Origin of the sequence: Pantoea sp. NGS-ED-1003, from assembly GCF_000738765.1 — a bacterium.
Taxonomy (GTDB): Bacteria; Pseudomonadota; Gammaproteobacteria; order Enterobacterales; family Enterobacteriaceae; genus Pantoea; species Pantoea septica.
This window is the reverse complement of record NZ_JPQA01000003.1, coordinates 298,016-320,868: the sequence shown is the minus strand read 5'-3', so window position 1 is coordinate 320,868 and position 22,853 is coordinate 298,016. Positions and strand designations below refer to the sequence as shown.

20 protein-coding genes and 1 other annotated feature are annotated in these 22,853 nt (G+C 59.8%); of the genes, 10 read left to right on the top strand and 10 right to left on the bottom strand.

The genetic code is table 11. The features are described from left to right. Positions 1–15 precede the first annotated feature (15 nt). Both JS46_RS07730 and JS46_RS07725 read left to right on the top strand, forming a co-directional pair. Positions 16–2,559 carry a fimbria/pilus outer membrane usher protein gene (locus JS46_RS07730; RefSeq protein ID WP_235212981.1) on the top strand — a complete coding sequence of 848 codons (2,544 nt, stop codon included), beginning with the start codon at positions 16–18 and terminating at the stop codon, positions 2,557–2,559. Positions 2,560–2,575: 16 nt separating this feature from the next. Next, on the top strand, positions 2,576–3,682 hold the full coding sequence (locus JS46_RS07725; protein ID WP_033749415.1) for a fimbrial protein: 1,107 nt from the start codon (positions 2,576–2,578) through the stop codon (positions 3,680–3,682). Positions 3,683–3,746: 64 nt separating this feature from the next. Here the strand turns inward: JS46_RS07725 and thrC are convergent, their stop codons facing one another. From thrC to thrL, 4 genes are all read right to left on the bottom strand, one after another. Then, on the bottom strand, positions 3,747–5,033 hold the full coding sequence (thrC, locus tag JS46_RS07720) for a threonine synthase (RefSeq protein ID WP_033749414.1): 1,287 nt from the start codon (positions 5,031–5,033) through the stop codon (positions 3,747–3,749). 3 nt (positions 5,034–5,036) lie between these two features. After that, positions 5,037–5,966, bottom strand: a complete 930-nt coding sequence (gene thrB / locus JS46_RS07715; protein WP_033749647.1) for a homoserine kinase — start codon at positions 5,964–5,966, stop codon at positions 5,037–5,039. Positions 5,967–5,968: 2 nt separating this feature from the next. After that, positions 5,969–8,431 (bottom strand): bifunctional aspartate kinase/homoserine dehydrogenase I, encoded by a 2,463-nt coding sequence (gene thrA / locus JS46_RS07710; protein ID WP_033749645.1) that lies wholly within the window; start codon positions 8,429–8,431, stop codon positions 5,969–5,971. 25 nt (positions 8,432–8,456) lie between these two features. Further along, positions 8,457–8,574 (bottom strand) — a sequence feature (Thr leader region). Next, the gene (thrL, locus tag JS46_RS24810; RefSeq protein ID WP_127908399.1) at positions 8,513–8,584 is read right to left on the bottom strand and encodes a thr operon leader peptide; all 72 of its coding nucleotides are present in this window, start codon (positions 8,582–8,584) and stop codon (positions 8,513–8,515) included. (Overlaps the previous feature by 62 nt.) Between thrL and JS46_RS24110 the strand changes: the two genes are divergently transcribed. Beyond that, positions 8,553–8,768, top strand: a complete 216-nt coding sequence (locus JS46_RS24110) for a hypothetical protein (protein ID WP_127908366.1) — start codon at positions 8,553–8,555, stop codon at positions 8,766–8,768. The two genes, thrL and JS46_RS24110, sit on opposite strands and share 32 nt — an antisense overlap. Positions 8,769–8,779: 11 nt before the next feature. On the opposite strand, the gene JS46_RS07705 is transcribed toward JS46_RS24110, so the two are convergent. After that, positions 8,780–9,475 (bottom strand): tRNA/rRNA methyltransferase, encoded by a 696-nt coding sequence (locus JS46_RS07705; protein WP_033749413.1) that lies wholly within the window; start codon positions 9,473–9,475, stop codon positions 8,780–8,782. 609 nt (positions 9,476–10,084) lie between these two features. Between JS46_RS07705 and arcA the strand changes: the two genes are divergently transcribed. Beyond that, positions 10,085–10,801 carry a two-component system response regulator ArcA gene (gene arcA / locus JS46_RS07700; RefSeq protein WP_033749412.1) on the top strand — a complete coding sequence of 239 codons (717 nt, stop codon included), beginning with the start codon at positions 10,085–10,087 and terminating at the stop codon, positions 10,799–10,801. 99 nt (positions 10,802–10,900) lie between these two features. Here arcA and creA read toward each other — a convergent pair whose 3' ends face one another. Next, on the bottom strand, positions 10,901–11,377 hold the full coding sequence (creA, locus tag JS46_RS07695) for a protein CreA (RefSeq protein ID WP_033749411.1): 477 nt from the start codon (positions 11,375–11,377) through the stop codon (positions 10,901–10,903). 193 nt (positions 11,378–11,570) lie between these two features. Here creA and robA point away from each other — a divergent pair, with 193 nt between their 5' ends. Then, positions 11,571–12,449 (top strand): MDR efflux pump AcrAB transcriptional activator RobA, encoded by an 879-nt coding sequence (robA, locus tag JS46_RS07690; protein WP_033749410.1) that lies wholly within the window; start codon positions 11,571–11,573, stop codon positions 12,447–12,449. 33 nt (positions 12,450–12,482) lie between these two features. Here robA and gpmB read toward each other — a convergent pair whose 3' ends face one another. After that, positions 12,483–13,130, bottom strand: a complete 648-nt coding sequence (gene gpmB / locus JS46_RS07685; RefSeq protein ID WP_033749409.1) for a 2,3-diphosphoglycerate-dependent phosphoglycerate mutase GpmB — start codon at positions 13,128–13,130, stop codon at positions 12,483–12,485. 51 nt (positions 13,131–13,181) lie between these two features. On the opposite strand from gpmB, the gene yjjX reads away from it, so the two are divergent. Continuing rightward, positions 13,182–13,700, top strand: coding sequence for an inosine/xanthosine triphosphatase (gene yjjX, locus JS46_RS07680; RefSeq protein WP_033749408.1), 519 nt, complete (start codon positions 13,182–13,184; stop codon positions 13,698–13,700). Here yjjX and trpR read toward each other — a convergent pair. Next, positions 13,675–14,022: a trp operon repressor gene (gene trpR / locus JS46_RS07675; RefSeq protein ID WP_033749406.1), complete on the bottom strand. Its 348-nt coding sequence runs from the start codon at positions 14,020–14,022 to the stop codon at positions 13,675–13,677. The two genes, yjjX and trpR, sit on opposite strands and share 26 nt — an antisense overlap. Positions 14,023–14,067: 45 nt before the next feature. Next, positions 14,068–15,987: a murein transglycosylase gene (sltY, locus tag JS46_RS07670; protein ID WP_033749404.1), complete on the bottom strand. Its 1,920-nt coding sequence runs from the start codon at positions 15,985–15,987 to the stop codon at positions 14,068–14,070. A 347-nt stretch (positions 15,988–16,334) separates the two neighbouring features. Between sltY and deoR the strand changes: the two genes are divergently transcribed. From deoR to JS46_RS07650, 4 genes are all read left to right on the top strand, one after another. Beyond that, positions 16,335–17,108 (top strand): DNA-binding transcriptional repressor DeoR, encoded by a 774-nt coding sequence (deoR, locus tag JS46_RS07665; protein WP_033749403.1) that lies wholly within the window; start codon positions 16,335–16,337, stop codon positions 17,106–17,108. Positions 17,109–17,240: 132 nt separating this feature from the next. After that, on the top strand, positions 17,241–18,908 hold the full coding sequence (ettA, locus tag JS46_RS07660; protein ID WP_033749401.1) for an energy-dependent translational throttle protein EttA: 1,668 nt from the start codon (positions 17,241–17,243) through the stop codon (positions 18,906–18,908). 230 nt (positions 18,909–19,138) lie between these two features. After that, positions 19,139–20,296 (top strand): mandelate racemase/muconate lactonizing enzyme family protein, encoded by a 1,158-nt coding sequence (locus JS46_RS07655; protein WP_033749399.1) that lies wholly within the window; start codon positions 19,139–19,141, stop codon positions 20,294–20,296. Continuing rightward, on the top strand, positions 20,289–21,575 hold the full coding sequence (locus JS46_RS07650) for an MFS transporter (RefSeq protein ID WP_033749397.1): 1,287 nt from the start codon (positions 20,289–20,291) through the stop codon (positions 21,573–21,575). The genes JS46_RS07655 and JS46_RS07650 overlap by 8 nt, the downstream gene beginning before the upstream one ends. A 28-nt stretch (positions 21,576–21,603) precedes the next feature. Here JS46_RS07650 and nadR read toward each other — a convergent pair whose 3' ends face one another. Continuing rightward, positions 21,604–22,842: a multifunctional transcriptional regulator/nicotinamide-nucleotide adenylyltransferase/ribosylnicotinamide kinase NadR gene (nadR, locus tag JS46_RS07645; RefSeq protein WP_033749395.1), complete on the bottom strand. Its 1,239-nt coding sequence runs from the start codon at positions 22,840–22,842 to the stop codon at positions 21,604–21,606. Between the last annotated feature and the right edge of the window lie 11 nt (positions 22,843–22,853).

Genomic DNA, 22,853 nt, shown 5'->3' with positions numbered 1-22,853 from the left:
TCTGGATATATCGACGTGAAAGTAAGCATCCCGACGCTCAACGCCGCCTCTAAGGCGAAAAAACGCCATGCTTATCCCCTGCATCCCTGGCTGGCGGGTCTGCCTGGCGTGCTGATACTGATGAGTCCGGCGCGTACCGCTTTTGCAGAGGATTATTTCAATCCCGCGGCGCTGGAGTTCTCTTCGGAGCAGCAGAAAACCGCCGATCTGCACTATTTCAGCCGGGAAGGCGGCGAGCAGCCGGGCACCTATCACGTCACCGTTTTGCTGAATAATAATGTCTGGGAGAGTCGCGACGTGACCTTTGTCGAAGGACGTAATGGGCTGGTTCCGCTACTGACGGTGCGTCAGCTGGCGGAGATGGGCGTCAACGTGCGCGCGTTTTCCGCTTTCGACCGGCTTAAAGAGGGCGAAATGATACAGGAGCTGGGCGACTTTATCCCCGACGCCTCGACGCGGTTCGACTTTTCGCAGCAGCAGCTGACGATCAGTATTCCGCAAATCGCCCTGACGGAAAAAAAAGGCGACTATATCGATCCGGCAAGGTGGGATGAGGGCGTTCCGGCGGCCTTCGTTGATTACACCCTTTCCGGCACCCGCTCCCGTAATGAGGGTAGCGACTGGCAATCTTCCCTGCTGAGCCTGCGCAGCGGCGTCAATCTCGGCGCCTGGCGTCTGCGCAATACCTCTACCTATCGTTACGATCTGACCAGTCACTGGCAGTCGCAAACCACTTATCTTGAGCGCGATATTAAAATGCTGCGCAGTCAGTTTCGCGTGGGCGATACCTATACCTCCGGCGAGGTGTTCGACAGCGTGCAGTTTCGCGGAATGCAGATGATGTCTGACGACACGATGCTGCCGGACAGTCAGCGCGGCTTCGCGCCGGTTATTCATGGTATTGCCCACAGTAACGCCAGAGTGACGGTAAGCCAGCATGGCTACGTCATTTATGAAACTCAGGTCGCGCCCGGCGCGTTCGAGATCAGGGATCTCTATCCCACGGCGCAAAGCGGCGATCTGGAAGTCGTCATCAAAGAGAGCGACGGCTCGGAGCGCAAGTTTACCCAGCCCTACTCCGCCATTCCTTTTATGCTCCGCCAGGGCCATAAGCGCTACAGCGTCAGCGTCGGCCGCTATCACTATGCTGGCAGCACGCCGCTGCGTTCGCCCCTGTTTATGCAATCTACCTTGTTCTACGGGCTGCCGATGGATTTCACCGCTTTCGGCGGCGCGCTGGTGGCGCAAAACTACCATTCCGCGGCGGCGGGGCTGGGGAAAGGATTTGGCGATTTTGGTTCCGTCGGGGTGGATGTGAGCTGGGCGAAAACCGAGCTGCCTCAGAACAGGCGCAGCGCCGGCCAGTCGGTGCGGTTGCAGTATCAGAAAAGTTTCGCGTCGACCAACACCACCTTCAGCATGGCGAACTATCGCTACTCCTCCGGCGGCTTTTACTCATTTAGCGAAGCAAACGCCCTGATGAGTCCGACCTCTTTTGTTAACAACAAGCGCAGCCGTTCAGAGCTATCCGTGTCACAGGGATTCGGCGCCTACGGCAGCCTCAGCTTGGCAGCCTATATGCAGAGTTACTGGCGAACCGGCAGCGAGGAGCGGACGCTGCATCTCGGCTATTACAGCACCTTTAAAAGCGCCTCCTGGGGAGTGGGTTACTTTTATACCGACTCCAGCGGCAGCAAAAAAGCCGATCGCGCCATTACCTTTAACCTCAGCATTCCCCTTAGCGCTCTGCTGCCGGACAGTTCGGTCAGCTACAGCATGAATACCGACAACAGCGGCGATACCTCCCAGCAGGTGGCGCTGTCAGGATCGATGCTGGAGAACAAAAACCTCTATTACAGCCTGCAGCAGGGTCACGACAGCAAAGGACAGAACGTTAACAGCAACGCCTCGCTGAGCTATCGCGGCAGCCGCGGCACGGCCAGCCTCGGCATCAGTCATGACAAACGCAGCAGCCAGCTTAGCTACGGCCTGGCGGGCGGCATTGTCGCCCATGCGCATGGCATCACACTGAGCCAGCCGCTGGGCGACACCTTCGGCATCGTCCGGGTGCCCGGCGCCAGCGACGTGACCATCCAGAGCGCCAGCAACGTTAGCACCGATCGGCGCGGCTATGCGGTGGTTCCGTCGCTGTCGCCCTACCACAAAAACAGCATTGAACTGGAAGCGGATACGCTGCCGGATAACGTCGACGTCGAACTGGGCGCGCAGACCGCCATTCCCACCCGCGGCGCGGTGGTGATGATCGACTACGCCACCCATATCGGCAATCGGGTGCTGTTTACGCTGGCCTATCGGGATGGGGCGCCGCCCTTCGGCGCGGCGGCGCAGCTGGATCTGCCGGATCAGGGAAAAGGCAGCAGCACCAGCGGCATCGTCGCCGAGAAAGGGCAGCTTTATCTCAGCGGCGTGCCCGCGCAGGGCACCATTACGCTGAGCTGGCGAGAAGACGGCGTGGCGAAAACCTGCCAGGCGCCCTTCCGTCTGCCGAACACGCCTTCAGCCAGCCCGGTCAAACTGATCTCCGCCGTCTGCCGCTAACCAACAGGAATTTCAAATGAACGTAATCCCCTTCATAACTCCGCCGCTGCTGGTTTTAGCGGCGCTGTTCAGCCAGCAGGCGCTCGCCCAGGAGGAGTGCCACGGCGTCAGCCAGATTGTGGTGCAGACCCACGACGTCAACTATCTGCCCGGCGCCGCTGACGGCACGCCCATTTCCGCGCAGATGCCGCTGGATAACAACAACGCCTTTAGCTGCAACAAAAACAGCGGGGAGAGCGGCCTGAACTACAAAGATATCGGCTATGCGATCGATGCCGAAGAGAGTGGCCTGCAGGCGACGCTGGCCGGCGGCCACACCACGCCGATTTATCGTATCGCGGGAACCGAAGGCATCGGTTTCGCCATCGGTTTTAAAGAACCCACTTACTGTGCCGGCCTGTTTTACGATACGACGGCGAAAGGCAAACGCAGCTCTGTCTGCAGCTCGATGACCAGCGCGCAAATCAATCAGGCCAATACGCTGACCCTGCAGTCTTACGTGGTCTTTTATAAAATCCCGTCGCAAGGCTCCCCGCTCCAGCCGGGTAATCAGCCCGCTAACGTGCCCGAAACGCCGATTGGCACCGCCACGCTACTGGCAGGCGACAGCGCCGCCAGCAGTCAGCCGATCGCCGACAAACCAAAGATTATTTTATCCAGCTTCACCGTGAAATATGGCAGCTGCGCGGTAACGTCGAATCAGTCGGCGATCAATGTGGACATGGGGAAAGTCAGTAAAGGCGAATTTAGCGGCGTGGGCAGCAAAGCGGGCAGCGAAAAATCGTTTCAGATTCAGATCCTGTGCGAAAACAGCGCCTCGGTAAGAGTCGGCTTCTTCGGCATGGCTGCCGCCGGGGATAAAGATGCGCTGGCGCTGACGCCCCAGGCTGACTCCGCCTCGGGCGTCGGCGTCGCGCTCTCCTACGGTTCCGGCCTGCAGGTTGCCGCTGGCGGACGGGTGCCGCTCAATACGCCTACCGATCAACTGCCCGTGCTGGCGACCCTTAACACACCGAATCAGACCCAGACGCTGGAGTTCAAAGCGCAATATATCCAGACGGAGCCGCAGATTACGGCAGGCAAGGCCGACAGTATGGCGACCTTTAACCTCGTCTATAACTAACGCAGAGTCGCGCCGATAAATGCCCGGCAGCCGGGCAAACCAGCGCGCTTCGCGCCGTCAGCGATTACGCCTTCAGCAGAAACGCGCGCAGCGGCGCGAAATCAGCCTGCATAGCGTGCGACAGCAGCGGCAGGCCGGCGCGGTCCGCCAGCTCCTGCGGCAGCGGCAGCGCCTGGCCGAGAATCGCCTCGACGCTCTCTTTGAATTTCGCCGGGTGCGCCGTGCCGAGGAACAGGCCGAACTCCCCTTCCTGCAGCTGATCGCGCAGCAGACGATAGGCGATAGCCGCATGGGGTTCAGAGATATAGCCGATTTCCGCCAGCTCGCGCATCGTCGCCTCGGTGGTCTCATCGCTCACCGCGCCGTAGGCGAGATCGGTCAGGCGCCAGGTTTTGCGGCGGAACAGCTCCTCTACGCGCGGCCAGTTATTCGGCTGGCTGACGTCCATGGCGTTCGACAGCGTGGCGACCGTGGCGTTCGGCGTCCAGCTGCCGCCCTGCAGGAAGCGCGGCACGGTGTCGTTGGCGTTGGTGGCGGCGATAAAACGCTTGATCGGCAGGCCGAGCGATTTCGCCAGCAGGCCGGCGGTAAGATCGCCGAAGTTGCCGCTCGGCACCGATACCACCAGCTGATTGCGTTTCTCCTGCGGCAGTTGCGCCACCGCTTCGAAGTAGTAGCAAATCTGCGCCAGCAAACGGCTGATATTGATGGAGTTCGCAGAGTTCAGGCCGATCGCCTTTTTCAGCTCTTCGTCGTCGAACGCCTGCTTCACCAGCGCCTGACAGGCGTCGAAGTCGCCGTCGATGGCGATGGTTTCGATATTGCCGCCCAGCGTGCAGAACAGCTTCTCCTGCAGCGGGCTGATTTTGCCCTGCGGGTAGAGAATCACCACGCGGACGTTTTCCATGCCGTAAAAGGCGTGCGCCACGGCCGCGCCGGTATCGCCAGAGGTCGCGGTCAGGATAGTGATCTGCTCGTCCGCGCCTGAAACGTAAGAGAGCATCTGCGCCATAAAGCGGCCGCCGAAATCTTTAAACGCCAGCGTCGGGCCGTGGAACAGCTCCAGACAGGAGATATCGTCGCTGACTTTCGCCACCGGCGCGGGAAACGCAAAGGCGGTTTTAACGCGTTCGGCCAGCTGATGCGGCGCGATTTCGTCGCCGATATAGGCAGAAAGAATTTTGCTGCTGCGGCTGACGAAATCCATCTCCAGCATCGCGTCGATGTCGGTCAGCTCGAATTCCGGCAGTTCAAGCGGGAAGAACAGCCCCTGTTGCGATCCCAGGCCCTGTTTTACCGCCTGCGAAAAGCTCACCTGCTCGTTATGATCCTTAAGGTTATAGAGTTTCATGCGTTATCCCAGTTTACGTGCGCCAGCCGTATCAAGACGGCAAATATGGACGAAGCCTTCATCATTCTGCAGATAGTGCTGGCGCAGCCAGTCCGCCATCCGCTGCGCCGTTTCCATCTGATTGCAAACGGCGAAAAGCGTCGGGCCGGAACCCGAAATGCCGCACGCCAGCGCGCCGATGTCGACGGCGGCCTGCCGCGCCTCGGCAAAGCCCGGCAGCAGTTTGGTGCGGTAAGGTTCGGCGATCACATCCTGCATCAGTTTAGCGGCCAGCAGCGGCTGACCGCTATGACAGGCGTGAATAAAGCCCGCCAGCAGACGGCCGTGTTTGATCACATCCTCTTTGCGATACTGCGCGGGCAGAATGGCGCGCGCTTCGGCGGTGGAGACTTTAATGCCCGGATAGGCCATCACCCACAGCCAGTCATCAAAGCCCGGCACCGCCTGACTAATGATGCCGTTCTCCTCCAGCATCAGCTGGATGCCGCCGAGGAAGCACGGCGCGACGTTGTCGTAGTGCACGCTGCCGGAAATGCGCCCTTCCAGCTCGCCCATCAGCGTCAGCAGTTGGGTGTCGCTGAGTGGCTTGCCGCAGAATTCGTTCATCGCCATTAAGCCGGCTACCACAGAACAGGCGCTGGAGCCGAGGCCGGAGCCGATCGGCATATTTTTCTCCAGCGTCATCGCCACCGGCACCTCTTCGCCGAGCGCTTCGCAAAAGCGCTGCCAGCACTGATAGACGATATTCTCTTTGGGATCGTCCGGCAGCTTGCTGACAAAGCGTCCGCTGTTCTGCAACGAAAAGTGCGGCGCCGCTTCTACCGTGACGCAGTCGCCCAGCAGCGCGCCGTCCACCGGCGACACCGCCGCGCCCAGCACGTCGAAGCCGACGCTGACGTTGCCAATCGAGGCCGGTGCGTAAATTTTTACCATCATCAAACTCCCAACTTCCACGACAGGGTGCGCAGCAGATCGGCGAAGACGCCCGCCGCCGTCACATCATTTCCCGCGCCGTATCCGCGCAGCACCAGCGGGATCGGCTGATAATAACGGCTGTAAAACGCCAGGGCGTTCTCGCCGTTTTTCACTTTATAGAGCGGATCGTTGCTGTCGACCGCGTCGATCTTCACTTTGCAGACACCGCCCTCTTCGATCGCGCCGACGAAGCGTAACACTTTTCCTTCGTCACGCGCGGCGGCGACGCGCGCTGCGAAAGCGCTGTCCAGCTCCGGCAGGCGCTGCATAAAGGTTTCGACATCGGCGATCTCGTTCAGGCTGGCAGGCAGCAGCGGCTCGATCTCGATATCGCTCAGCTCCAGCTTATGGCCCGCTTCGCGCGCCAGGATCAGCAGCTTGCGCGCCACGTCCATGCCAGAGAGGTCGTCGCGCGGATCGGGCTCGGTAAAGCCCATCTCGCGCGCCAGCTTCGTCGCTGCAGAGAGCGACACGCCCTCGTCCAGCTTGCCGAAAATAAAGGAGAGCGAACCAGAGAGGATACCGGAAAACTTAATCAGCTCATCGCCAGCGTTTAACAGATTTTGCAGGTTTTCAATCACCGGCAGTCCCGCGCCGACGTTAGTGTCGTAGAGGAATTTGCGACGCGATTTCGCAGCGGCGGCGCGCATCTGCTGGTAATAGTTCCAGGAAGAGGTATTGGCCTTTTTGTTCGGCGTTACCACGTGGAAACCGTCGCCGAGGAAATCGGCATAGAGATCGGCCACCGCCTGGCTGGAGGTGCAGTCGACGATTACCGGGTTAAGCAGGTGATACTCTTTCACCAGTCGTGTCAGGCGGTCAGGATTAAACGGCTCTTTGGCTTCGCTCAGCGCGCCTTTCCAGTCGCTCAGATCGATGCCGTGCACGTTGGTCAGCAGCGCGCGCGAGTTGGCGATGCCGCAGACGCGCAGATCGATATGCTTCTGTTTCAGCCACGCCTGCTGGCGATAGAGCTGATCCAGCAGCGCGCCGCCGACGCCGCCGACGCCCACCACAAAGACTTCAATCACCTGATCGGTGGCGAACAGCATCTGGTGCACCACGCGCACGCCGGTAGTGGCGTCATCGTTGCTCACCACCACCGAGATAGAGCGCTCTGACGAGCCCTGCGCGATGGCGACGATATTGATGTTGGCGCGCGCCAGCGCAGAAAAGAATTTAGCGGAGATGCCGCGCAAGGTACGCATCCCGTCGCCGACCACGGAGATCACTGCCAGCTGTTCCATTACCCCCAGCGGATCGAGCAGGCCATCTTTCAGCTCCAGGTAGAACTCCTCTTCCAGCACGCGGCGCGCCCGCGCCAGCTCGTTCTGCGGCACGCAGAAGCTGATGCTGTATTCAGAAGAGGACTGGGTAATCAGCACCACCGAAATGCCGGTGCGCGACATGGCGGCAAAGACGCGCGCCGCCATGCCGACCATGCCCTTCATGCCCGGTCCGGAGACGTTGAACATCGCCATGTTATTCAGGTTGGTGATGCCCTTGACCGGGTTCTCGTCCTGCTCCCCTTCGCCGCCGATTAGCGTGCCCGGCGCCTGCGGGTTGGCGGTGTTTTTGATCAGGCACGGGATCTGGAACTGCGCGATAGGCGCGATGGTGCGCGGATGCAGCACTTTCGCGCCGAAATAGGAGAGCTCCATCGCCTCCTGGTAAGACATCGACTTCAGCAGGCGCGCGTCGGGCACCTGACGCGGATCGCAGGTGTAGACACCATCTACGTCGGTCCAGATTTCACAGCAGTCGGCGCGCAGACAGGCGGCCAGCACCGCGGCGGAGTAGTCCGAGCCGTTACGCCCCAACACCACCAGTTCGCCCTTCTCGTTACCAGCGGTAAAGCCAGCCATCAGGATCATATTTTGTGGCGGGATCTGGCTGGCGGCGATGCGGCGCGTCGATTCGGCGATATCGACGGTGGATTCGAGATAGTGGCCGACGGCCAGCAGCTTCTCCACCGGATCGATCACGGTGACGCCGTGGCCGCGCGCCAGCAGCAGCGCCTCCATAATGGCGATGGAGAGCTTCTCGCCGCGGCAGATAATGGCGGCGTTGACGCTGTCGGGACACTGTCCCAGCAGGCTGATGCCGTGCAGCACCTGTTTCAGCTGGGCGAACTCCAGGTCGACACGGGTTTTCTGCGCGTCATAGTCGAAGCCCGGCTGCTGCTGCGCCAGCCCCTGCAGCAGTTCGTCGAAAATACGCTCGGCGTCGCTGATATTGGGCAACGCGTCCTGGCCGCTGATGGTCTTCTCGATCATCGCCACCAGATGGTTGGTAATTTTCGCAGGTGCAGAGAGTACGGTGGCAACCTGTCCCTGCTGCGCATTACTTTCCAGAATGTCAGCGACGCGAAGAAAACGTTCCGCGTTCGCTACCGAGGTCCCACCGAATTTCAGCACTCGCATGTTAAAGCTCTCCTGAATTTTTGCCGAAAAAAAAGCCCGCACTGTTCAGGTGCGGGCTTTTTTCTGTTTTTCCTGTATGCGTCAGCCCGCACCCTTACCTGTGGTAATGGTGGTTGTAATAATGGTGATGTTCAGGCTGGTTGAGTTACGCATTGAGATTTTTTCTGTCTGTCTTTTAGAGTCTGTCTGCCTTCCAGAAGTAAAGCAAAGCGCCGATCAAGTCAACGAATTTGTCCGGCGGCCACTTTTTCGCCGCTGCGCACTGCTGCCTGCCGAGCCGGAAAACGCCTGCAGAATCGTTTGCCTGCTGCGCGCTTTTTGCGATCAGCCGCTGTGAAAGGCGCTTTTTCAGGAAGATTTATCTATAAGTTTTTTTTCTACATCATGCAGGAGACGATGCAGCATGGCGCTGTCGCGCTGCTCCAGCAGGCCGATACGCTGATCGATCCAGTCGGCCATTTTGCGATCGTCGCCGACCTCAAGCGTCTGGAGCAGCCGTTCAAAACGGTGACGCAGCGCCTCCAGCTGCTGCGCGTCCGCCTGTTGCGCCGCGGGCGGCGCCACGCGATTAAGCGCGGAGAGCTGATAGCAGTACACCATGACCGCCTGACCGAGGTTGAGCGAAGGATAATCCTGCGCCATCGGAATGCCGGTCAACAGATCGACCTGATCCAGCTCTTCATTGGTCAGCCCGCTATCCTCGCGGCCAAAGACCAGCGCCATGCTGTTCACCCACTGACGCTTCTCCAGCAGTTGCGCTTCGACCTGCTGCGGCGTGGCATAATAGCGAAATTTGGCGCGGCTGCGCGCCGTGGTAGCGACGGAGAAGTCGATATCGGCCAGCGCGTCGCTCAGGGCGTCGAAGGTGCGCAGGTTATCGAGGATCTCACCCGCACCGTGCGCCACGCGACGGGCGGCAGGATCCTGCCAGGCGTCGCTGGCGACGATGCGCAGCTCGTTAAAGCCCATGGTTTTCATCGCCCGCGCCGCTGCGCCAATATTTTCCGCCCGGGCGGGCGAAACCAGAATAAGGGGGAAACGCATGATTATTCCATTTGTGTTTAGAAATCGCGCCGTATAGTAGCACGTGCTGCTGTTAAAGCCGGAATGTCGCAGGTTCAGAAAATAATTTGTTAACGATGTTAAAATCTAATAAACGCCCCTGTCAGCCAGCAAAGCGATCTGAATCGGCAATAACTAAAATTAAACGCTGAAAAATGTTTTTAATCAGACGAATAAGAGAAGGGTTGCTGCAATTATCATTTGCGTATACATAATGTGAATATGTAGCGAAATTGATATTTTTTGTGAGCTAAGCTTGCATTACAAGAGAAGTTTTTCACATAAGTGTTAACGTGCTACAATTGCATTTGATATAAGTCAACGAAGCGTTGTTTTTATGCTTATCGGTTGTTGTTGGTGCTGTTAGGTTGCTGTTAATACGGTTAGGATATGCGCCAAAAGATTCTCTCCTGGGGCAAGCAATATTCATTCTGACTGGCTGAGCTAACACTGTTGTTGACGTTGATAGATGGTGTATCAAGAACATAATTTCGTACAACGGTTAAGCGCCACACACCGCGCTTTTTAGCGAGCCTGAATACCCGCGTACGCCCTGTTTTCGATTTGTTGGCAAATTTTAGGTAGCGAAACATGCAGACCCCACACATTCTTATCGTTGAAGACGAACTGGTCACGCGTAACACCCTCAAGAGCATTTTTGAGGCGGAAGGTTATGTCGTGTATGAGGCAACCGACGGCGCTGAAATGCATCAGGTATTGACCGACAACGACGTCAACCTGGTAATCATGGATATCAACCTGCCAGGTAAAAACGGCTTGTTGCTGGCGCGCGAGCTGCGCGAGCAGGCAAACGTGGCGCTGATGTTCCTGACCGGTCGTGATAATGAAGTGGACAAAATCCTTGGTCTGGAGATCGGCGCGGATGACTACATCACCAAACCTTTCAACCCGCGTGAGCTGACCATCCGCGCGCGCAATCTGCTGTCGCGCACCATGAATCTGGCGATGCCGAGCGAAGAGCGCCGTCAGGTGGAAAGCTATAAGTTCAACGGCTGGGAGCTGGATATCAACAGCCGCTCGCTGATCAGCCCGAACGGCGAACAGTATAAGCTGCCGCGCAGCGAGTTCCGCGCCATGCTGCACTTCTGCGAGAACCCGGGCAAAATTCAGACCCGCGCCGATCTGCTGAAGAAAATGACCGGCCGCGAGCTGAAGCCGCACGATCGCACCGTTGACGTCACCATTCGTCGCATTCGTAAGCACTTTGAATCTACGCCCGACACGCCGGAAATCATCGCCACTATTCACGGCGAAGGCTACCGCTTCTGTGGCGACCTGCAGGAATAATTGACGACACCCTGTCATTCCTGCCAGACGGCTGAGAGGGTTAACAAGCAGGTGAGACGGATCGAAGAGCAAGAAAAAACGCCCCGGAGGGCGTTTTTTTTATTCCCGCCACGGCATAATCGGCACCGCGCTCAACGCATTCTTCGGCGAGCCCTCCACGACCCTGTCGGAATAGCTCAGGTAGATCAGCGCATGGCGCTTCTGATCGAAGAAACGCACCACCTGCAGCTTTTTAAACACCAGCGAGGTCCGCTTTTTGAATACTACCTCGCCCTGCGCCTTGCCCTGCGCGATGGCGTCGCTTAGCTCAACCGGCCCAACCTGCTGGCAGGAGATCGCCGCATCGGCGGTATCCTCAGCCAGCCCCAGGCCGCCCTTGATGCCGCCGGTTTTCGCCCGACTGATATAACAGGTTACATTTTTTACATCTGGATCGTCGAACGCCTCTACCACGATCTTATGATCGGGCCCAAACATCTTGAATACCGTATCTACCGAGCCGATCTCTTCGGCCAGAACCGGCGACGCCAGCAGCAGCGTGGCGAATGAAGCAGCGAAAAAGCGAGATATTGTCATAGCGTTACCATTGCAAACCTAATAGACGAGCATGTAATGTACTGGCAATTGTCCGCGTTGACCAAACCAGAACCGGTTTTATCCCACATTGACATGGCACAATCTCCCAACAAAACGGCCCACGCCTGATGTGCAATTAGTGCTATTATTCGGCGACTGCGTTAGTCGCACCCAGAGAGTATGAGGATGTTTTATGGACCAAGCCGGTATCATTCGAGATTTGCTTGTCTGGCTGGAGAGCCATCTGGATCAGCCCCTTTCACTGGACAACGTTGCCCTGAAAGCGGGTTATTCTAAATGGCATTTACAACGGATGTTCAAAGACGTAACGGGCCATGCGATCGGCGCCTATATTCGCGCTCGCCGCCTGTCTAAAGCGGCCGTGGCGCTGCGCCTGACCAGTCGCCCGATTCTGGACATCGCTCTGCAATACCGTTTCGATTCCCAGCAGACCTTTACCCGCGCCTTTAAAAAGCAGTTTAACCAGACGCCCGCGTGGTATCGCCGCTCCTCGGAATGGAATTCGTTCGGCATTCGTCCGCCGATTCGCCTCGACGACAACAGCATGCCGGAGTCGACCTTCGTCACCCTGCCGGAAACCGTGCTGGTCGGGCAAACGCAAACCTATAGCTGCACCCTGGAGCAGATCTCCAGCTACCGCGACGAGATGCGCATCCACTTCTGGAAGCAGTTCCTGCTGGAAACCGACACCGTTCCGCCGGTGCTTTACGGCCTGCATCAGGTGCGCGCCAGCCAGGAGAAGGATGACGAGCAGGAGATTCTTTACACCACCGCCGTGCCGTCCGATCAGGCGGTTAACCTGCACTCCGGCCAGAGCGTGCTATTAGAAGCGGGCGACTACGTGCAGTTCACCTATAACGGCCCGCGCAACGAGCTGCAGGAATTTATCCTGCTGCTCTACGGCACCTGCATGCCGACGCTCGGCCTGACGCGCCGTCAGGGTCAGGATATTGAACGCTTCTACACCCATGGCGGCAAGAAGCGCCCCGAGCCGCCGAAAGAGATCCGCTGCGAGTATCTCATCCCGATTCGCCGCCAGCAGGCGAGCTGACCGTTAAGATGCCGTCATTACGACGGCATTTTTTTAGCGCTGCAGCTCATCCAGCGCGGGCGCGTCAAGATGTGAAATATCACCCGCCGTTTCGACCACCCAGCCTTCCGCCAGCCAGGCGCTCTGCTGGTGATCGACGCGCGAGATCGAGCAGTTGCGCAGGCGCAGACGGCGCTCCGCATGGGCCGGCAGGCCAAGAATGGTGCTGATCAGCACGCCGAGCGCCATACCGTGACTCACCAGCAGCGGTCGGCTGCCGGCGGGCAGCGCCAGACAGGCGTTCAGCGCCTCGTGCATGCGCGCCGCCATCTCCGCCATCGATTCACCCTGCGGAATGCGCCCGTCTACGGTGCCGTCCACCAGCGCGCTGCGCCAGCGCTCTTCCTCTTCGGTTAGCCCGTCCAGCGGACGCTTCTCCAGCACGCCCATATTCAGCTCGCGCAGGCGCGGCTCCAGCGTCACCGTACAGCCGCAGGCGTCGGCGATGATCTCGGCGGTACGCTGCGTACGGCCCAGATCGCTGGCGATAACATGAGTAATGCCAAGATGTTTTACGCGCTCGCCCACCTGGTGGGCCTGTTGCTCTCCTTTCTCCGTCAGCGGACTGTCGGATTGTCCCTGAATGCGGCGCTGCGCATTCCATACCGTTTCACCGTGACGAACAAGATAGACCTGTAGCATGCTGAGTTTCCGTTATACTGCGACAAATTTGCCTAAGGGGTTCAATAGATTATGTACCAGGTTATCGCAGCCACCATCAATCCGGCAAAAATTCGCGCAATCTCTCAGGCGTTCAACGACGTTTTCGGCGAAGGATCCTGCCATATTCGCGGGGTCGAGGTCGATAGCGGCGTCGCGGCGCAGCCCCTGAGCGATGCGGAAACGCGAACCGGCGCACGCCAGCGCGTCGCCAATGCGCGCCAGGTCGCGCCGGAAGCGGATTTTTGGGTGGCAATTGAGGCCGGTATTGAAGCGGATTGCGCCTTCGCCTGGATGGTGGTCGAGAACGCCGATCGGCGCGGCGAGTCGCGTTCCGCCAGCTTTACGCTGCCGCCGGTGGTGATGGCGGGACTACATGCCGGACGCGAGCTGGGCGACGAGATGGCGCGGCTGACCGGCGTGGAAAATATTAAACACAAAGGCGGCGCTATCGGCGCCTTTACGCACGGTCTGCTGACGCGCTCCAGCGTCTATCACCAGGCGCTTATCCTGGCGCTCTGCCCTTTTACTCATCCGCTTTATCAGCGCTGAGGTCGCCGCGTCCCAGCTGCGTCTCCAGCCAGCGCCGCAGTTCAGGCGGCGCCTCTTTCAGGCTGTTCGAGCCGCGCGTAATGGTGGCGATGCCAACGCCCAGTTCGTTTTTCAGCTCGCGCTGGCTCATCGCGCCGTTCATCAGCTCTTCGACGATGCGCAGGCGCGTGCCGAGCGCTTCGCGCTCGTCCGGCGTCAGCATCAGCTGCAGCAAAGGCAGCGCCACGTCATCGGCGTAAGCCTGCTGCATCAGCGCGGTAAAGCGCCGCCAGTTATCTTCAGAAAGGGAATGTTGCGCCGACCGGGCGGGAGATTGCGTCATCAAACAGGCTTCCGTACTCACTAACGAGTACGGAAGCATAGCACGCTAGTAGCGGCGGTTCCACTCGCTGTCCGACAGCACCTTATCCGGCTCGCCCATAAAGTGGCGATAGTAGGCGTCGTAGGCCAGCACGTTTTTCACGTAGCCGCGCGTTTCCGAGAAGGGAATGGTCTCGATAAAGGCGACCGCATCAAGATTGCCCGCGCTGACGTTCTGCCAGCTGCGTACGCGTCCCGGTCCCGCATTGTAGGCCGCCGAGGCGAAAATGCGGTTCTGCCCGAACTGCTGATAGACATACTCCAGATACTGGGTGCCGATCTGAATATTGGTCTGCGGATCGAGCAGCTGGTTGCTGTTCATATAGCCGGGAATGTTATACATCTTCACGGTATGAGCCGCCGTCGCCGGCATCACCTGCATCAGGCCGCTGGCGCCGACCGGCGAACGCGCTTTCGGGTTCCAGGCGCTCTCCTGGCGCGAGATCGCCATGGCGTAGCTCGGCGCGATGCCTTTGTCGCGGGTATTGCTCTTATAGAAGCTCTCCCACGCCAGCGGGAAGCGCTCTTTCAGGCTGTCCCACATCTTCGCCGTGATGGTCGCCTGCACGCTGAGATCCCACCAGTCCTGCTCGTTGGCATAGCGCGCCAGCATCTGCTGCTGCGTATGGTTTTTGCTGGCGATAAGGTTGGCCCACTCGATGCGCGCCAGGTTATCCAGCCCCCAGTACATCAGCTCGCGCACGCGCGCCAGCTCCGGCCCCTGCACCGTCGCGCTGTCGGGCTTCGGCGCCTCGTCGATCTGCAGCGGATATTTCACGCCCAGCCGCTGCGCCGCCACCATCGGGTAGAAGCCGCGCGCCTGCATCAGCTTATGCAGGATCTCGTCCGCCTCCTCTTTACGCCCCTGCGAATAGAGCAGATCGGCCTGCCAGTACTGCCATTCGTCTTTTTCTTTAGCCTCGAGCGGCAGACGCGCGATCCAGGTATTCAGGCCGCGGCGATCGTTCTGCGACAGCGCCAGGCGCACGCGGCGTTCGATCAGCGCCGTCGACTGGCTGTTCATCACCACGGCATCGCGCCAGCGCGCCTGCTCTGAGGTTAAATCGCTGCCCATCATGCGCCAGACCACGATCTCTTTCAGCGCCTGCTCGTCATCCGCTTCCATCTTCTGGCCGCGCACCAGCAGCGGGATCATGCTGCGCGCATTTTCCATGTCGGCGCGCGCGACGCGGGTAAAGGCGTAAATCGTCGCCTGGCGGGTAAAATCGGTCGGCCCGACGCTCTGCGCGAAGTTCACCACCGTCTGCGGATCGTTCTGCAAGGCGAGCACGCCAGTGGCGATGGTCTGGTAATCTTCCGGCAGGCTTTTCGCCAGGAAGCTCACCAGGCTGTCGTTGCCCGCCTTCATCGCGAGGCGAATGCGTTCCAGCACGGTAATCGGCGACATCTGGCCAGAGGATTGCCAGACGGAGAAGAGGCGATCGCAGTCGTTCGGCAGCGCGGTGCCGCGCAGCCAGATCGCCTTCGCGCCCTCAAAGGCCTGCTGCTGCGCGCCCGTCGCCCATTTGGCGTAGAGCCAGTTGCAGCGCGCCTGTACCGGCGTCGGCGCTTCCGGGCTGAAGCTCAGAATGCCCTGCCAGTCCTGGCGGTGCGCCAGCACGTTAACGAAGCGGGTTTTCAGCGAGCGCGCCGGCGGCAGCGTCGGATATTGCTGGATAAAGTTGTTAACGGCGAGCGGCGTTTCCTGATCGAGATCCTGCGCCAGCAGGCGGTACTGCAGGTAAGGGTATAACGGATAATCCCGCAGCGTCGGCAGCAGCTGCTCGACCGTCGCCATCTGATTGCTGTCCCACGCTTGTTTGATCTGTTGATAACGTTCCCGCTGCTGATCCAGCGAGTCTGCCCACGCGCTGCTGGCCGCTCCGGCCAGACAGATCCCTATCATCCAGTTACGCCACTTCTCCACGAAAATCTCCTCTGTTGCTGCTCTCCGGCTGCGTGCCAGGCATTCTTCATGCTAACCAGGGGAACCGGCTCTTGCCATGTTCTTCACAAAATTTACGCAGCGCGCCGCACAGGTCGGCTAAAAGCGGGTTGCTGGCCGGCGCGCGACAATGACATTCTGTTAAAAACTCGTGTAAAAAAAGGCGGGCATGGCGGCGTTTGCGGGGCGATCTGATTACGGGTAAGATTGATCGCCTGCCGGCCTGGGCGCGCAACGCATTAAAATTGCGGCAATTATCGCGGTTAACCGGATGCGCCCTCTCTTCCACGGCGCATCACTTTCGGCTATCAACCACAACAGAGACCTCTATGGAAACCCGGCGCGACGAACGCATTCAGAAACTGACCCTGGCGCTAAAACGCACCGACAAGCTGCATCTGAAAGATGCCGCGCAGCTTTTAGGCGTTTCGGAGATGACCATTCGACGCGATCTGAGCGAACCGGCATCGACCGTGGTGCTGCTGGGCGGCTATATCGTCAGCGATCCGAAAAACCATGGCGGCCACTATTTCGTTTCGGATCAGCATGGTCAGAACGCGGCGAAAAAGCAGCGCCTGGCGCAGGCCGCCGCCAGCCTGATCGACGAGAATGACACGGTGTTTTTCGACTGCGGCACCACCATTCCCTATATCGTCGACGCCCTGCCTGAGGATCTGCCCTTTACCGCTATCTGCTGCGCCATGAATACTTTTCTCGCGCTTAAAGAGAAACCGGCCTGCAACGTGATTCTGAGCGGCGGCGAGTTCCACGCCGACAACGCCCTGTTCACGCCGATCGGCGCGCACTCGATTCTTGACGACCTCTGCCCGACGCTGGCGTTCATTTCGGCGGCCGGCATCGACATTGAGCAGGGCGCGACCTGCTACAACCTCAACGAGCTGGCGATGAAACATCACGCCATGCTGCGCGCGCGCCAGCGTATCCTGGTGGCAGACAGCAGCAAATTCGGCAAGGTGCTGCCCGCACGCATCGGCGAGCTGCACCGCTTTGACCTGCTGGTCAGCGACAGCGCGCCGGACAGCGCGCTGGCGGCGTGGCTGGCGCAGCAGCCGCTGCCGCTGCGTCTGCCCGAGTCGGTCTGACCCCGCCTTTTCTCTTTACGCGTAACAACACGGCGCGCCCGGAATTATCCCGGCGCGCGGCTGGGATTAGCCAGGCAAAAAGGCTAAACTTCGTCACTAATTCACCCACCAGAATCAGAGGCTCATTACAACGTGGCTCAATTCGTCTATAGCATGCATCGCGTCGGCAAAGTGGTTCCGCCGAAGCGTCATATTCTAAAGAACATCTCCCTCAGCTTTTTCCCGGGCGCGAAAATCGGCGTGCTCGGCCTGAACGGCGCGGGTAAATCCACGCTGCTGCGCATCATGGCGGGCATCGATAAAGATATCGAAGGGGAAGCGCGTCCACAGCCGGGCATCAAAGTAGGTTATCTGCCGCAGGAGCCGCAGCTTAACCCGGAACAGACGGTACGCGAATCTATCGAAGAAGCGGTCTCCGAAGTGGTCGGCGCGCTGAAGCGTCTGGATGAGGTTTACGCACTCTACGCCGAGCCGGACGCCGACTTCGACAAGCTGGCGGCCGAACAGGGTCGTCTGGAAGAGGTTATTCAGGCGCACGACGGCCATAACCTGGAAACGCAGCTGGAGCGCGCCGCCGATGCGATGCGCCTGCCGGACTGGGATGCCAAAATCGGCAACCTTTCCGGCGGCGAACGTCGCCGCGTGGCGATGTGCCGCCTGCTGCTGGAAAAACCGGATATGCTGCTGCTGGACGAACCGACCAACCACCTGGACGCCGAGTCCGTGGCCTGGCTGGAGCGCTTCCTGCACGAGTTCGAAGGCACCGTCGTGGCGATTACCCACGACCGTTATTTCCTCGACAACGTTGCCGGCTGGATCCTTGAGCTGGACCGCGGCGAAGGCATTCCGTGGGAAGGCAACTACTCCTCCTGGCTGGAGCAGAAAGATCAGCGTCTGGCGCAGGAAGCCTCTGCTGAAGCCGCCCGTCGCAAATCGATCGAGAAAGAGCTGGAATGGGTGCGTCAGGGTACGAAGGGCCGCCAGTCTAAAGGCAAGGCGCGTCTGGCTCGCTTTGAAGAGCTGAACAGCACCGAATACCAGAAACGTAACGAGACCAGCGAACTCTTTATTCCGCCGGGTCCTCGTCTGGGCGACAAAGTGGTCGAGGTGAAAAACCTGACCAAATCCTACGGCGACCGCGTGCTGATCGACGATCTCTCTTTCTCGGTGCCGAAAGGCGCTATCGTCGGCATTATCGGTCCGAACGGCGCGGGTAAATCGACCCTGTTCCGCATGATGACCGGTCAGGAGCAGCCCGATGCCGGCAGCATCGAGCTGGGCGAAACCGTCAAGCTGGCGTCGGTCGATCAGTTCCGCGACGCGATGGATAACTCTAAAACCGTGTGGGAAGAGGTTTCTGGCGGACTGGACACCATGCGTATCGGCACCTTCGAGATGCCGAGCCGCGCCTACGTCGGCCGCTTTAACTTCAAAGGCACCGACCAGGGCAAACGCGTCGGCGAACTCTCCGGCGGCGAGCGCGGTCGTCTGCACCTGGCGAAACTGCTGCAGGTTGGCGGCAACCTGCTGCTGCTTGACGAACCGACCAACGACCTGGATATCGAGACCCTGCGCGCGCTGGAAAACGCCCTGCTGGAGTTCCCGGGCTGCGCCATGGTGATCTCGCACGACCGCTGGTTCCTCGACCGCATCGCTACCCATATCCTCGACTATCAGGATGAGGGCAAGGTGGAGTTCTTCGAAGGCAACTTCAGCGAGTACGAAGAGTATAAGAAACGCACCCTCGGCGCGGATGCGCTGGAGCCGAAGCGTATTAAATACAAGCGTATTACCAAGTAATTAAAAAGGCGGCAGCGATGCCGCCTTTTCTCTTTTTGTGACTGCCTGCGCCTTTTCCTGTCGCTTCGCCCAATTCTTCCCGCTATTGCGCCTTTAACCCTGGGCTGCTGCCTGATGCCGCGTTAACACCCGCTTTTTATACTCGCTGATGATCTGACCCGATCCACCTTACCGTTCCGGCAGGCTCTGATAATAATTCGCGCCGGAGGTCATCTTACGAGGTCTATGGCATGAAAATAGCTTCAATCGACGTCACGCGTATCGCCATCCCGTTTGACGCGCAGCGACGCGCGCCCGAACACCAGGAAACCACCTTTAATGCCGCCTCCTCTTCGCTGCGCCGCATGGAAACGCTGCTGGTTAAAATCACCTGCGACAACGGCCTGTGCGGCTGGGGCGAAGCCTTCGGCCATCTGGCCAATCCCGTCACAGAACAGGCGATTTGCACGCTGGTGGCGCCTGCCTTTATCGGCAAACCGCTGCCGGATTCGCCAGACGCCATCGCCGCCCTGATGCAGCAGGCGGAAAAAGCGCTGCACGCCTTTGGCCGCAGCGGTCCGGTCCGCTACGCCCTCTCAGCGGTGGATATCGCCCTGTGGGACGCGCTCGGGCAGCGACAACAAAAGCCGCTCTGGCAGCTGCTAGGCGCCGCGCGGCAGCGCATTGAGCGCTACGCCAGCCTGGTAAGCTACGACAATCAGCCCGCCGCCGTCGCCGCGCAGGTAAAACGCGCCTGGGATGAAGGCTTTACCACGCTCAAGCTGCACGAAACCACCTTCGACGCCATCCAGGCCGCGTGCGCCGCGCTGCCGGCGCAGGCGGAACTGCTGGTCGACGTCAACTGCCCCTGGACGCGTGAAGAGGCCGCCCAGCAGGCGCATGAGCTGCGTTCGCTCCAGCTTGGCTGGCTGGAAGAGCCGATCTGGCCGCCCGACGACTATCAGGGTCTGGCGCAGCTCAAGCGCGTCGGCGTGCCGCTGGCGGCGGGCGAAAACGTCGACGGCGACTGGGGCTTTATGCATCTGCTGGAAAACGGCGCGGTGGATGTGGCGCAGCCCAGCGTGGCGAAAGTGGGCGGCATCAGCGCGGCGCTGCGCGTGTTCACCGCCGCGCAGCAGTACCGCGTGCGCGTGGTGCCCCACTGTTTCTATTACGGCGCCGGCCTGCTGGCGACCGCGCATCTGGTCGCGCTGCTGCCCGACGATATAAAGCTGGAAACGCCCTGGATCGATTTCGAAGCGCGCCTCTACCCCGATCTGCCGCGCGACGTCGCCTTTACCCTCTCCTCGCGCCCCGGCCTGGGCTATGCGCCGGATGAAGAGGTATTGCGCCACTACCGTCTCTCGCTGAGTCAGATTACCGATAAAGGAGTGCGCCGCTATGCGTAAAAACTATCGCGTGGTGATCGCGCTGCTGCTCTTCTTCGCCGGCATGCTGAACTATCTCGACCGCGCCGCGCTCTCGGTGATGGCGCCGCTGATTAAAAGCGATCTCCATATCAACGACGCGGAGATGGGCATCCTGTTTAGCTGCTTTTTTATCGGCTACTGCGCCTTCTGCTTTCTCGGCGGCTGGGCGGCGGACCGCTTCGGCCCGCGCCGCGTCTACGCCTGGGCGGCGGGCGTCTGGCCGCTGTTTTGCGGCGCCACCGCGCTGGTCACGGGCTTTACCCATCTGCTGATCGTACGCATGCTGTTCGGCATCGGCGAAGGGCCGATGGGCACCACCACCAATAAATCGATCGCCAACTGGTTTCCGAAAAAAGAGACGGGACGCGCGGTCGGCTTTACCAACGCCGGGCAGCCGCTCGGGGCGGCGATCGCGGCGCCGGTGGTCGGGCTGGTGGGGCTGCACTACGGCTGGCGCATCGCCTTTATCGTTATCGCCTTGCTCGGCTTTGTCTGGGTCGCCTGCTGGCTCTGGCTGTTCCGCGATAAGCCGGAAGATCATCCGCGCGTCGGCCCGGCTGAACGCGAGCTGATCAGCCGTCAGCGCCCGGCGACCCAGGCAGCCGCCGCGCCGCAGCAGGACCGCCATTCCCTGTGGCGCTACGTCTTTTCGCTGCCGGTGCTGGGCGTGGCGAGCGCCTTTTTCTGTTTTAACTATATCCAGTATTTCTTTCTCTCCTGGCTGCCTAGCTATCTCACCGACTTCCAGCATCTGGATATCAAAAGCATGAGCATTATCGGCGTGCTGCCCTGGCTGGGCGCGACGGCGGGCTTTCTCGGCGGCGGCATCGTTTCCGATATGCTGTTCCGCCGCACGCAAAACTTTTTGCTGTCGCGCAAGCTGGTGATCTTCGTCGGCCTGGCGGTGGCGGCGCTCTGCGTGCTGCTCACCGCCTGGAGCCGGGATGTGGTGAGCGCGGTGACGCTGATTACGCTGGCCAGCGTGTTCGCCTATATGACGCCGCAGGCGTGCTGGTCGCTGCTGCAGGATATCGTTCCGGCGGGACGCATCGGCACCGCGGGCGGCTTTGTTCATCTGCTGGCTAATCTGGCGGGGATTCTGTCGCCGGGCATTACCGGCTTTTTGATTCAGTATGGCGGCGGCTACCATACGGCGTTTCTGCTGGCGAGCGCGCTGGCGGTGGCGGGCATGCTGCTGCTGGCGCTGCTGGTGCGGCAAAAAGGGGTCAATACGCTGCGCGCGCTGGCGGCGAACTGAAACAACAGCGGGGGCGAGGCCCCCGCTTTCAGGCAGGGTTCTTGCCGTCCATCATCGCTTTTACCAGTTCGATACAGCGCAGGAAACGCGTGTCGTAATCGTCCTCGCGCACGTGCACAAAGTCGACGTTGTTCTCCCGCAGCATGGTGACCAGCATTGACTGGAACTCGCGGCGATCCACCGAGCTACCCAGGCTGCGCAGGCCGTCCGCCACCCAGGGCACGTTATTCTCCAGCAGGATCACCAGGTCGAAGCGATATTCGTCGATCAGCGCCTGCACGAAGGGATGCTCCCGGCCTTCATACTTCAGGCAGAACGCCTGGGTGGTGATGAAATCGGTGTCGATAAAGGCGACTTTGTTGGCGTACTTCACCGCAAAGTCGATGTACTGCGCTTGACCGAGGGCGATCTTGTCGTAGTCGGAATATTGCAGCGCCATCTCGTCGCCGCCAAGGTGAGAGAAGACGTAGTCGCGGCCATACTCCCAGGCGCTGGTGGTGTTGAAAATGTTGGCCAGCTTGTTGACTAGGGTCGATTTGCCGCTGGATTCGCCGCCGAGCACGGCGACGGTGCGCACGAAAAAGGGCTTAACCTCGGTCGGAATATATTCCCAGTAGCGAAAGGGATCCTGACGGATCTGCGCGCCGCTGATATTCATAAAGGATCGCGCCGGATCGACCAGCACGGTGCGCACGCCCAGATGCTGCTGATACATCTCTGCATCCGCGGTCTCGCTGGTGTAGATGCAGTCAGGCGCGATGCCCTGATCGCTAAGAAAGGTTTTTACCCCTTCGCTCCAGACATCCCAGCCGTGCGGATAGGGCTCGATGCCCTCTTCGTTGAACGAGTGAATGCGGATATTTTTTTGATACTTGAAGGTTTGCAGCAGCCAGCGCAGCCGATCGCTGACGGTCGGCTGCTGCGACATGGCGCTGTTCTCGAACAGTTCGCGATCGCGCGGCTCGTCGTGCCCCATAATGATATGCAGCTCGTCGACCTGGCTGCAGGCGCGCTGGATAAGGTAAATATGACCGGTGTGAAGCGGATAGAACTTACCGAACACCACGCCGACGGTTTTATCGCGGCGCGGAAACTCCAGACCCAGAAAGCGATGCAGCGCTTCCAGCTTTTGCGCGCTTGGACTTTTGATTTTGGCGTTGAGCAGCTGGCTCAGATAGCCCTTGGTCATCCCGCTGGCGTCGGCCACCTGCTGCAGGGTATGCCCCTGCTGGCGAATGGCGGTTTTCAGATAGTCGAACGACGTCATGCTGCCTCCTG

Coding starts and splice junctions, on each gene's coding strand:
- JS46_RS07725 (WP_033749415.1), top strand. CDS start 2,576: ATGAACGTAATCCCCTTCATAACTCCGCCGCTGCTGGTTTTAGCGGCG.
- thrC (WP_033749414.1), bottom strand. CDS start 5,033: ATGAAACTCTATAACCTTAAGGATCATAACGAGCAGGTGAGCTTTTCG.
- thrB (WP_033749647.1), bottom strand. CDS start 5,966: ATGGTAAAAATTTACGCACCGGCCTCGATTGGCAACGTCAGCGTCGGC.
- thrA (WP_033749645.1), bottom strand. CDS start 8,431: ATGCGAGTGCTGAAATTCGGTGGGACCTCGGTAGCGAACGCGGAACGT.
- JS46_RS24110 (WP_127908366.1), top strand. CDS start 8,553: ATGGTGATGTTCAGGCTGGTTGAGTTACGCATTGAGATTTTTTCTGTC.
- JS46_RS07705 (WP_033749413.1), bottom strand. CDS start 9,475: ATGCGTTTCCCCCTTATTCTGGTTTCGCCCGCCCGGGCGGAAAATATT.
- arcA (WP_033749412.1), top strand. CDS start 10,085: ATGCAGACCCCACACATTCTTATCGTTGAAGACGAACTGGTCACGCGT.
- creA (WP_033749411.1), bottom strand. CDS start 11,377: ATGACAATATCTCGCTTTTTCGCTGCTTCATTCGCCACGCTGCTGCTG.
- robA (WP_033749410.1), top strand. CDS start 11,571: ATGGACCAAGCCGGTATCATTCGAGATTTGCTTGTCTGGCTGGAGAGC.
- gpmB (WP_033749409.1), bottom strand. CDS start 13,130: ATGCTACAGGTCTATCTTGTTCGTCACGGTGAAACGGTATGGAATGCG.
- yjjX (WP_033749408.1), top strand. CDS start 13,182: ATGTACCAGGTTATCGCAGCCACCATCAATCCGGCAAAAATTCGCGCA.
- trpR (WP_033749406.1), bottom strand. CDS start 14,022: ATGACGCAATCTCCCGCCCGGTCGGCGCAACATTCCCTTTCTGAAGAT.
- deoR (WP_033749403.1), top strand. CDS start 16,335: ATGGAAACCCGGCGCGACGAACGCATTCAGAAACTGACCCTGGCGCTA.
- JS46_RS07655 (WP_033749399.1), top strand. CDS start 19,139: ATGAAAATAGCTTCAATCGACGTCACGCGTATCGCCATCCCGTTTGAC.
- JS46_RS07650 (WP_033749397.1), top strand. CDS start 20,289: ATGCGTAAAAACTATCGCGTGGTGATCGCGCTGCTGCTCTTCTTCGCC.
- nadR (WP_033749395.1), bottom strand. CDS start 22,842: ATGACGTCGTTCGACTATCTGAAAACCGCCATTCGCCAGCAGGGGCAT.